Source organism: Proteus sp. fly-1008 (assembly GCF_040140305.1).
GTDB lineage: Bacteria > Pseudomonadota > Gammaproteobacteria > Enterobacterales > Enterobacteriaceae > Proteus > Proteus vulgaris_B.
In genome coordinates, this window is the sequence record NZ_JBEEWH010000004.1 from 43,086 (window position 1) to 54,520 (window position 11,435).

Genomic DNA, 11,435 nt, shown 5'->3' on the forward strand with positions numbered 1-11,435 from the left:
GGGTGAAAAGGCAGAGTCAGTAACTCTGCCTTTAATTGATAAATAACGTATTTATTTTGTAGCAATTAATCTCAGCGTGTTATTGCCAAAACTCTTTTGATGCATCAAAGAACGCTTTCCACTCTTTACTATTTCTTGCGCGTTCTCTAGCTACATTGTCCATGTAATAACGAATACGTTTAATATCATCAGCATTATCTTTTAATACAACCCCGATTAATTGGCGCGCAATCGCACCCGCATTCATTACGCCATCACCTAAGTAATGTGCTTCTAATGCACAAGCATAAGCAATATTGACCGCTTCTGCGGTAGACATAACCGCATCAGGGGTTTTGATATTACCGCCATCTTTTGTATTACCTGAACGCAATTCTTGGAAGGTGGTTACCAGCAATTCCACTACATCAGCAGGTACAGTCACTTCATTGGCTAAAGAGCCTAATTCATTTTCTAACTGTGATTGAATTAAGCTGATTTCAAATGCCGGATCACGAATGGGTTTTACAGTTTCGAAATTAAAACGACGTTTTAATGCAGCAGACATCTCGTGGACACCGCGATCACGTAAGTTTGCTGTACCGATAAGGTTAAACCCAGGTTTTGCACTAATACGCGCACCGTCACCCATTTCGGGGATCATTAACTGTTTTTCTGACATCAAAGAAACCAGTACGTCCTGAATTTCTGGAGGACAACGGGTTATCTCTTCAAAGCGAACAATTTTACCTTGTAACATACCTTGATAAAGCGGCGATCCCACTAAAGCGCGTTCTGTTGGGCCTTCTGCTAATAACAACGCATAGTTCCATGAGTACTTGATGTGATCTTCTGTTGTGCCCGCAGTACCCTGAATAGTTAGTCCTGAATCACCACTGATGGCAGCTGAAAAAAGCTCTGAGAGCATTGATTTTGCTGTACCTGGCTCACCAACTAGCATTAAACCTTGCTTGCCTAATAATGTGACAATTGCGCGATCAACCAAGGCATCGTCGCCGAAAAATTTAGGCGTGATACCTAATACATCATCACCTAAAATAAATTGGCGTACAGCACGAGGAGAGCGAAGCCATCCTTGTGGTTTAGGATTATTAACATCTGCTTTTGTTAAACGCTCTAGCTCTTGAGCAAATCGAACCTCAGCACTTTCCCTGATTGCTTGTTGTTCCGTGGGTACTTTTTTAGCCATATTCTTTCCTAGTTATCCCTAATTATTACCAAGGTGTTTTCTTTTCCCATTCAGGATCGAATCCTGCACAAGCTTCAGCGATTTTTAGATAATCAGCATAGCTTTCTGCTAATAAAATTGGCGGAACTTCTTTTAGCTCAATATTATTGCGATCCCAGTAATCTTGCTGATTTTTCTCAAAACTTAAATCAAATAAGACCGCAGGGATGTTTTCTTCTGGTACATAGCTACCACTGAAACCGATATTTACATAGTAGTTTAAACTAGAGAAGAATTTGTAATAGTGAGAGAACGAACCACCATCTTCAGCTGGCCCACGTTGATAGCCCATTTTGGTTAAAATGCCACGTAGTGTGAAGGTATCAGTGATCCAACCTTTTCTATCTTCAATCTCAGTCAGTTTTAGATCTAACTCAGGGATTTTATGTTCCATTTGTGAGAACAAGAATTTCACTTTGTAATCTTTGAAATGAGCAATCCATGCTTTACGTTCATCTTCATTAACTAATGCCGCGTGGGCTAATTGAATAAATGAGTCGTTTTGTAAAGTGACTTCGTCATCTTCAAGGTTAAGTAATGCGCCATCATCAGAAGGGCGGAACGTATTGATCACTTCGCCATCTTTTACTTCCTGCCAAACTAATTGTTCAATTAATTTATGCATAATTGGGTGAGCTAAAATATATTCCTGCCAATCTGCGCTTAACCACTGACGTTGAGCACACATGGCTTCATATAAACGCACACTTTGTAATTCAATAACTTGTTTAAGTTCTTTTTTACTTGAAGTGAAAAGTTTTTTCGCTTCTTTAATCAGCTCTGCATCATCATTTTTGCGCGCGGCAGGTAACGCTTTAACTTCTTTACCTTCTGGATTAAACAGAACAAGCTTTTGTTTTGCATCCATTTTTGCAGTGAAAATACGTTCACCATATTCCAGCACTAATGTTCCGGTATCATCAAAACCTGCGGTTGGAATAGTTCTATCGGCTAATTCATCAGCACTCCAGCCATTACGCTCTGCGATTTGCGTAACTAAATTACGGGCTTTTTCCTGAACAGATGCAGTGCGATAGCGACGAGATAACGAAAGAAGAAGCTGAATGATAATAGGATCATTGCTTGATGCTACCGCATCAATCATTGCTTCAATTTGTGCACGGCGCTGATAATGATCGCGCATATAGTTGCGCAATACAGATACCGCAACATGGCCTTCAATTCCGCAGATAAGCGCAAGCATACCTTTATCACTGATTGCTGAGCCTAAATAACGACGTAATACCTCATTTTTAATCTCTTCAACCACTTGTTCTAAAGTGAAATTTTCATATTTAGCATAATATTCAGGATAACGTTTAGCCCAGTTTTGATAATTACTTAAACGCCCCGGCGCTTCACGTTGTGCTTCTACCATCGCTTCTTCCAGTGATGGCCCTTTAATATCCTGAGCAACGAAGGTATGTAGAATAAAGCTTGAAAGTTTATGTTGGCTATCGGTAGAAAGCAGTCCGATATAACGTTGCAATAACGCGTTGCCTCCTGGCATTTTTAATTTTACTGCCAGAATAATCCACCAACGGATAATCGCGGGATCAACCGCTTTTTTATTTTCCCATGTGAGTGCTGGGATTGCCTCAAAGTTAAACCAAGCAAGGCTTGCTGGTGCTTTGGCTTTAAGGCCTTTTTCAGCTTCTGCTAATAACGTTTTTGGCGATAAGTAGCCTGAAATGTCTTCACCTAATTGCTCTAATGCAGTGAGTAAAGAGGCTCGAACTACTTCGCGTTTCTCTTTTTTCAATAAGGCATTAAGTGCAGGTAAGGAATCCGGATTATTTAAGCGAGCTAACCATTCAATGGCTGTAACACGGATCTCTTGTTTACTAGAGGTTAATCCTTCTTGTGCACTTAAATGAATATTAGGTAGTGTTTCTAATAATTTTTGTGCAGAAACGCGGTGTGTTTTATTTTCACCTAATGCCAATTCCATGATGCGTGGAACAAATTGTGCAGGAATTGTTGGGAAACGACCTAATACTTCAATACCTTGTGATGTTTCAAATTGGCGATAGCGATGTTCACTTTGGTTTGGCATTAAGTTTAGTGCTTCTGCAATATAATCAGTATGTTGAGAGAAAAAAGGCCAAACTTGTTCTGGTTTACGAAAACGACGTAAGCCATCTTGATAAGATTCTAAGCATAGTGCGGCGGTGATACGGGCTGCGCGTTTGAAGCTACATCTTTCTAATGCATTTTCAACTTGTCGTAATTCAATATCACTAAATAAACGCTCAGGAATATCGCCATTAAAGTAGTGAGAAGAAAAGTGATCGGCATGTTGGCGGTTGTTGGTTATCACACGCACAGCATGGAAGAATGTGTATTCTGGTAAATTAGGAATACGATTTTTGTGTTTAATAATTAGGATTTCATTCGACTGAATAGTACCTTGCCCGCTGTTGAGTTTATCAACTAATGCACGACATTGTTTTTCATCGATTTTAGATAAATCTTTATAATGACGTTGTGCCCAATTATAAGAGTGCTTCGATGTTTTATTTTCTTCAATTTCGCGTTCAGCATTTTCTTTCGCTTTAGCTAACATCTCATTGAAGTTACTGACCATAATATCACGGGCACTATCGGGTAATGGAGTATCTTCTAATGGCGTAAAATCAGGCGCTTCGATGGCATCAACGGTGTTTGCGTTATCAGCAACGCTAAAACGTTGTAGGGCACTTTCAATGCTCTTGATGACTGCTTTTGAGGTTTCATGTTTTAATGCTTCTTCAAGTACATCACGGTTTTCACCTTGGCGAGCAAATAAATCAGCTGCTTGTGTACGTTGTTTTGGCGTACCATTCATTAAAACATGGGTTAAATTTTCTTTTACAATTTTAGCCGGCAAGGTATTCAAAATAGGTTCTGCGGCTTTTTTCACTGTTTTTAAACTGCTGGTGGCAAGTAAAACAATAATATCTGCAAAGGTATCGCGTAATATCGTATTTTTATTTAGATAGTTAATTAGCTCAACTAAACCATTTGCTGAAAGTTTTTCAATTAATTCTGTTCTAATAAACTCTTGATGTGAAAGCAGATAATCTTTTAAATCATGGAGTTCATAAATACGCTTAAGATTAGAAGCATAATATTCAGAGATATCTTTTCTATCGAATACCGCGAATAATGCATTTTCACCTGCAATATTGGCCTCTGCTTCGGCCATTTTGGCGATAAATTCCATACTCCAATGTTTACGATGCTCTAAATTAAGATTACGTGCATTATCATAAGTGGTGTAAAACGCATCAACTAACAGGTAAATAACCCAAGTTGGCACTTCAGTTGTTGTTACTTTGATATTGATATCTTGGCATGCGGCTGCAATGACTTTCGCATAACGAGCAACTTGTTCTAAGGAAAAGCTTTCGCCAACTTTAGAGTAGAGTTTATGGCGGGCATTAAGACCTTGGGTGATAACTTTACTATATTTTCCTGTATCAATATTACTGGCATACCACCATTCTAATGTTCCTGCACGATGAAAATAAACGGCTGCTTTTGCTGCATCTAGTTTATTTAATTCAAAAAGAATTTCAGGGTTTTTACCTGTAAGTACATAATCTAATGCACGTTTAGGTAATCCTTCATCAAATATAGCAAGCAGTACAAGAGATTCTTGGAGATATTTCTCAGTAATATTGACGTCTTTTTTCCCAAAAATAGGAAAAATGTCTAAGATTTTTTTTATCACGCCAGTTCCTTAAGCTATGTATGGATAAACAGTTTTTTTTACCATGAAATAGCGAAACGAACAATTTGATTATTACAGTTGGGATCGTGGGCAAGATATATCATTTGTTAAATTTATAGATATAAACGCTAAAAAAGCTAACCTAGCTTTATTAATATTCAATTCTGCAATATATAAAACACTATATCAGGAAAAAGTGCTGAAAATGAAGAAGTGATAATAAAGGCATTTTTTGTGGTATTTAAAAAATTTAAGAATTGTCTGTTTAATAAAGTAAGCGTTAACCCTTAGCTAAACTGATTGAAAATTAACAGCAAAAAATGAAGCTTAATTCTGCTGGAAAAAATCCCGTACTTTTTATTTAGTACGGGATAAGAAAATCATCAGTGAATAGTGTTTACCAAGGTAGCTTCTTTTCCCAATCAGAAGAAAAACCCGCGCAAGCATCTGCGATTTTTAAGTATTCCGCATAGCTTTCTGCTAATAAAATAGGTGGAATATTTTTGATAGCTAATTGATGCCTATCTAATCCACTTTGGCGACCTTTTTCAAAAACTAACTCTAATAATGCGACAGTGACATTTTCTTCAGGTACGCAGTTACCACTAAAGTTGATAATGACACTGAGATCTAAGCCAGAAAAATATTTGTGATAACAGTTATAAAATCCAGCATCTTCTACTGATCCACGTTGATAGCCTAATTTTGTCATTGCGCTTCTTAATGTATAGGCGTCTGTTAACCAACCTTTTTTCTCTGTGATCTGGGTTTGTTTATCTTCTAATATTGGCATGTCATGTTCTAATTGGTTGAATAAAAACCTTACTTTGTAATCTTGAAAATGTGCTAACCATATGTGTTTTTCTTCTTTATTTAAAAATACACAATGTGCTAAACGAAGAGATGAATCACTTTGTAATGTAATTTCTTCATCTTCAATATTTAATAAAGCACCATCATTTGAAGGACGAAATGTATTAATAATTTTATCATTCTTGATTTCTTGCCAAATTAATCGCTCCATTAATTTATGCATAATTGGATTAGCTTGAAGAAATTCTTGCCAGTCAGTGCTTAACCATTGACGTTGAACGCACATTGCTTCGTATAAACGTAATGTCTGTGATTCGATAATCTGCTTTAACTCTTTTTTACTTGATGTGAGGTATTTTTTTGTCTCTTTAATTAGTGTGCTGTCCTCATTAACGCGAGGAGCTGGCAATGCTTTTATCACTTTGCCCTCGGTGTTAAATAGGATAAATTGCAGTTTGTCGTTAATTTTTGCAGTGAATGTGCGTTCACCATAATCTAAAGTCAGTACACCTGAGTCATCAAGTCCGGCAGTTGGTATGGTTCTATCTGCCAGTTCATCTTCAGTCCAATTATTGCGTTGGGCTATCTGGGTGATTAACTGTCGTGCTTTAGTTTGAATAGATGCTGCACGATAACGGCGAGAAATAGAAAGTAAAAATTGAATAATAATTGGGTCATTACTTCCACCAATAGCGTCAATCATCGCTTCTATTTGTGCTCGGCGTTCATAATGGTCACGCATATAATTTCGCAATAAAGGTACAGCAATATAGCCTTCAATTGGAAAAATAAGCCCTAACATCCCTTTTTCTTTAATTGCTGACATAGATGCTGAATAAGACACTCCTGAGCTTAAGTAAATTCTCTCTTCTGATGGCGTATCAACATCTTGAGTAATAAAGGCAATTAATAAGAATTGAGCCAGTGTTTGTTGGCTTTTCAAAGAAAGCAAATTGATATAACGGTGTAATAATGCGTTACTCGCAGGGAGCTTTAATTTTACCGCCAATACTATCCACCACTGAATAATTCTTGGTTCAACCGTTTTATTGTTTTTCCATGTTAGTTGAGGGAGGGTGTTAAAATCAAACCACGCTAAATTATCAGGAATTTTATTTTTCAGGCCAATTTCAGCTTCTGCCAATAACATTAATGGATCGAGATAATCTGATATATCTTCGCCAAAATGTTCGAGTGCAGTAATTAACAGAGTCCGAACGACTTCATCATTTTCTGTTTTTAATAAAGTGACTAAAGCGGGTACGGCATCATGATTATTGAGTTCAATTAACCAATTTATTGCAATAATTCGAGAGTTTTTTTTCTTTGAAATTAGACCTTCTTGAATAAATAAGTGAGGCTCTGGGAGTTTTTCAATAAGTTTTTGTGCATCAAAGCGATAAATTTGTGTATCCCCTAAAGCCAATTGTAATATTTTAGGAACAAATTGCGATGGAATAATAGGATAGGTTTCTAGCACACGAAGGGCATTATCAAGGCTAAATTGATCGCTCTCACTACTGCCTTGATTAGGGATAAGTTTTAATGCTTCAGCAATATATTCTGGGTGTTGGTAATAAAATGGCCAGATTTGTTCAGGTCGTAAGAACTCTTCTATGCCGTATTGTCCAAGGAAAAAATCAGCAACAATACGTGAAGCATTAGGGTAATTTCGTTGGATCAGAACTTCTTCAATATGACGTAATTCAATATGTTCAAAAATATGGGCTGAACCATAATCATTAATAGTATAACTGGAAATATATTTCGATGAAGGATCGTTATCTAATGAGCGAATAAGATGAAAAAGGGTGAACTCAGGTGAGCTTGGAATGCCATTCTTATAGGTAATGATCTGACAGTCAAACTTATTTAAAATACCGTTACTTGAATTAATCTGAATAAGAATGTTTTTTAAGCTACTTTCATTATATTGAGAAAAAGTATCATAATTTTCTTGAGCCTCTTTATAAACAAATGAAGAGTGTTTATTCCATTTTTTCTCCTCAATTGCTTTTTGCTTCATTTCTTTTAATAGTGCTTGATATGAGGTGATAATTATCTCATATGCCCTATCAGGCAAAGGTGTGTCTTCTAATTGAATTAATGCTGGTATCTCAATGGAATAAAGATTATTTTCGTTACTAAATTGTGCTAGTTTTTTGTCTAAATTCTTTTGTGCCATGCTTATTCCATTTGCCATTTTTTATCCTTATTCATTTTTAATTTGTTGATGTTGCTCCTTTTGAGTTTATATAAATATCACAAAATAAAAAGAACCTCTTATGGATATAAGAAGTTCTTTCGAATTTATTATTTTGTCGTTTGACGAGAAAAAGAGAGTAGCAATGAACCTAGACTACAAATTAGTAAGGTGATGGCTAGATCTTGTCCCCACCCTGCAAGTGCAAGTCCACCACCAATTAACAAATAGTAGAACAAGCCTAATAATGCCCCCGCAGTGCCTAAACGATCTTTATACTGTGCTAATGCTGTGGCTAAGATATTTGGAATAGCAATGCCATAAGCAATAACGCTCGTCATCATTGGAATAATAAAGCTAATGTGGTCACGTAAAAAATAAACACCCACAGCACTGACTAATGCAATAAAACTCGCGAGTAAAACTAGTCTTCCACATTGCCAATGACGGTTTAATAGTGCTTTATTAATATAAGAGCCAACACCGACACCTATTGCTAATACAATGCCACTATATCCAAAGACGCTTGCACTATAACCTTGTTTATCAAACATAAAAGGTGCTAACTGATAATAAGCAAAAAGGCTGATATTAAAAAAGGCAATTAATAATACTGTTTTAGCAATTTGCTTATCCTTAAGCATTTTTATTGCAGTTTCTCCTAACGGAGCTGTTTTTATTGTTTCAGGGCGACTTTCAGGTAAAGCAAAAGTACTCCATAACAGTAAAATCACAGCTAGGAGAGCTAGACCACTAAATACGCCTTGGTAACCGGCATAGCTGACTAATAATGAACCACTTAACATACCTATTGCTGGACTTAATGCGATAGCTGCTCCCATAACTGAGAATACTTTTGCTAACTCATCACCACTATAAACATCACGCATAATGGTTTGTGTGCCTACTGAGCCTACCGCAGCACCAAAAGCGGAAAGCATGCGCAATCCAAGTAATACTGAAAAATCTTGTGTCATGAAAACACTAAGACAAGCAATAGCATAAATAAACAATCCAGCTAACATTGTCGGACGACGACCAATGACATCGCATAACCGACCCCATATAATGACCCCTAATGCAAACGCAAAGAAATAGAGCGAAAGTGTTTGTCCAGCCTCGTTTGCACTGACATGAAAGCCGTTTGCAATATCAGTAAGTGCTGGGCTATAAATGGTCTCTGCAATTTGTGGAAACATCATTAACGCAATTGCTAACCATAAAGAGAGTTTTTTGTTCATCTTCTTATCCTACATCCTTAAATCTTGATGAGCAGAATACAGAGATAATGAATGTCTTGTTATAAACATAAAGACATATTATATTTCAAATAGGACAAGTAATGGCTTGGCTTAATCAATACGACCACTTTGTGCCGGAAGAGCATCTTGCATCAGTTGTGGGTATTGCAGCAGAAATGGGAAAGCACGATTCAGGATTTCATTCTCATGATAGAGGACAATTATTATTTACGCAGTCAGGATGTATGCGAATTACTTTAGCCTCTCGGGTTTCTGTTTTACCTCCCATGAGAATTGCGTGGATCCCCGCAAAGTTAGAACATCGAGTCGAAATGTATGCCTCTGTGGGATATCGCTCTGTTTATATTTCCGATAAATATCATGATAAATTTCCCAGTGAGAGTGAGATATTTACGCTTTCTCCTCTTTTGCGAGAAATTCTTGAACGTATTTCTGTGGCTGATTTTGATACACAATGGGAAGAAGGGCGTTATGCGAATCTATTAGCTGTTTTCTTTGATGAAATTACGCAGGCTCAACGACAACCCAATCATTTATTTATGCCGAAAGATAGGCGATTAAAGCGTTTATCATTTGATGATTTGCCTCCAGCATTACAAGATATGGCGAAATATGTGGGAGCAAGTGAAAAAACGATCACACGTTTATTTTATAAAGAAACAGGTTTAAGTTACCAGCAATGGCGTCAACAATGGCGATTAATGAAAGCCATTGAATTATTAGCAACTCATCATCGTTATATAGATATTAGTCAGATTTTAGGATTTGCCAGTGACAGTGCCTTTATTACATTTTTTAAGAAAATGACAGGTCAGACACCACAAGAATATTTAAAAAGCTGATTAATTTTTAGTAAATAAAACTATAAAGCCCCGATTTAAACGGGGCTTATCAAGATAAATAATTAATAGAATTCAATTATTTCTTTTTAATTTCACTTTTGAAATCGCGCTCATCATAACCAGTATAAAGCTGACGAGGTCGCGCAATTTTCAGTCCATCTTCGTGCATTTCATTCCAGTGAGCAATCCAGCCAATTGTACGTGCAATCGCAAAAATAACAGTAAACATATTGGATGGAATACCTAACGCTTTAAGGATAATACCAGAGTAGAAGTCTACGTTAGGGTACAGTTTTTTCTCAATAAAGTACGGGTCGTTTAATGCGATGCGTTCTAATTCCATTGCCACTTCAAGTAAGCTGTCATTGAGATTTAATTCTTTTAACACTTCATGACAGGTTTCACGCATAACTGTTGCACGAGGATCGTAGTTCTTGTAAACACGATGACCAAAGCCCATTAAACGGAAGGAGTCATTTTTGTCTTTTGCACGTTTAATGAACTCAGGAATGTGTTCAACTGTTTTGATCTCTTCTAGCATACGTAAACATGCTTCGTTCGCACCGCCATGAGCAGGTCCCCAAAGTGACGCGATACCCGCGGCGATACAGGCAAATGGATTTGCACCTGAAGAGCCTGCGGTACGTACTGTAGATGTTGACGCGTTTTGTTCGTGATCAGCATGAAGGATGAAAATTCTATCCATAGCACGCTCAAGTACTGGATTGACAACATATTCTTCGCATGGTGTTGCAAACATCATATGCAAGAAGTTACCCGCATAAGAAAGGTCATTCTTTGGATATACAAAAGGTTGACCAATAGAATATTTGTAACACATTGCTGCCACTGTTGGCATTTTGGATAATAGGCGATAAGCCGTGATATCGCGGTGAACCGGATTACTGACATCCAATGCATCATGATAGAACGCCGCTAAAGCCCCTGTTACACCACACAATACAGCCATTGGGTGAGAGTCACGACGGAAACCATTGAACAGGCGGGTGATTTGTTCATGGATCATCGTGTGGCGGGTGACAGTTGTTTTAAAATTATCGTATTGCTCTTGGGTCGGTGCTTCACCGTACAGCAGGATGTAACAAACTTCTAAGTATGTTGATTCAGTCGCTAATTGCCCGATAGGGAAACCACGGTGAAGTAAGATACCGTTATCACCATCAATAAAGGTGATTTTTGACTCACAAGAGGCGGTTGAGGTAAAGCCGGGATCATAGGTGTAATAACCTTTGGAGCCGAGAGTACGAATATCAATAACTTTGGAACCGAGTGTTGGGGATAGAACGTCCAAGTCTACAGATGTTTCATCAATCGTTAGCTTAGCTTTGTTATCAGCCATTTATAATCTCCT

General features: G+C 37.4%; 6 protein-coding genes. 1 reads left to right on the plus strand and 5 read right to left on the minus strand.

Annotated features, from left to right (window positions below; genetic code table 11):
- Positions 1-79: 79 nt before the first annotated feature.
- From ABN256_RS08725 to ABN256_RS08740, 4 genes are all read right to left on the minus strand, one after another.
- On the minus strand, positions 80-1,189 hold the full coding sequence (locus ABN256_RS08725; protein WP_349439383.1) for an ATP-binding protein: 1,110 nt from the start codon (positions 1,187-1,189) through the stop codon (positions 80-82).
- A 25-nt stretch (positions 1,190-1,214) separates the two neighbouring features.
- Positions 1,215-4,943, minus strand: a complete 3,729-nt coding sequence (locus tag ABN256_RS08730; RefSeq protein ID WP_349439384.1) for a DUF4132 domain-containing protein — start codon at positions 4,941-4,943, stop codon at positions 1,215-1,217.
- A 397-nt stretch (positions 4,944-5,340) separates the two neighbouring features.
- Positions 5,341-7,959: a DUF4132 domain-containing protein gene (locus ABN256_RS08735; protein ID WP_349439385.1), complete on the minus strand. Its 2,619-nt coding sequence runs from the start codon at positions 7,957-7,959 to the stop codon at positions 5,341-5,343.
- Between the two features lie 110 nt (positions 7,960-8,069).
- Positions 8,070-9,200 carry a multidrug effflux MFS transporter gene (locus ABN256_RS08740; RefSeq protein WP_349439386.1) on the minus strand — a complete coding sequence of 377 codons (1,131 nt, stop codon included), beginning with the start codon at positions 9,198-9,200 and terminating at the stop codon, positions 8,070-8,072.
- A gap of 101 nt (positions 9,201-9,301) precedes the next feature.
- On the opposite strand from ABN256_RS08740, the gene ABN256_RS08745 reads away from it, so the two are divergent.
- On the plus strand, positions 9,302-10,063 hold the full coding sequence (locus ABN256_RS08745; RefSeq protein ID WP_072070207.1) for an AraC family transcriptional regulator: 762 nt from the start codon (positions 9,302-9,304) through the stop codon (positions 10,061-10,063).
- A 76-nt stretch (positions 10,064-10,139) separates the two neighbouring features.
- On the opposite strand, the gene ABN256_RS08750 is transcribed toward ABN256_RS08745, so the two are convergent.
- Positions 10,140-11,423 carry a citrate synthase gene (locus tag ABN256_RS08750; RefSeq protein ID WP_196553422.1) on the minus strand — a complete coding sequence of 428 codons (1,284 nt, stop codon included), beginning with the start codon at positions 11,421-11,423 and terminating at the stop codon, positions 10,140-10,142.
- Positions 11,424-11,435 lie beyond the last annotated feature (12 nt).

What these genes read in the sequence shown, in the direction of transcription:
- ABN256_RS08740 (WP_349439386.1), bottom strand. Translation starts at nt 9,200, where the DNA reads ATGAACAAAAAACTCTCTTTATGGTTAGCAATTGCGTTAATGATGTTT.
- ABN256_RS08735 (WP_349439385.1), bottom strand. Translation starts at nt 7,959, where the DNA reads ATGGCAAATGGAATAAGCATGGCACAAAAGAATTTAGACAAAAAACTA.
- ABN256_RS08745 (WP_072070207.1), top strand. Translation starts at nt 9,302, where the DNA reads ATGGCTTGGCTTAATCAATACGACCACTTTGTGCCGGAAGAGCATCTT.
- ABN256_RS08750 (WP_196553422.1), bottom strand. Translation starts at nt 11,423, where the DNA reads ATGGCTGATAACAAAGCTAAGCTAACGATTGATGAAACATCTGTAGAC.
- ABN256_RS08725 (WP_349439383.1), bottom strand. Translation starts at nt 1,189, where the DNA reads ATGGCTAAAAAAGTACCCACGGAACAACAAGCAATCAGGGAAAGTGCT.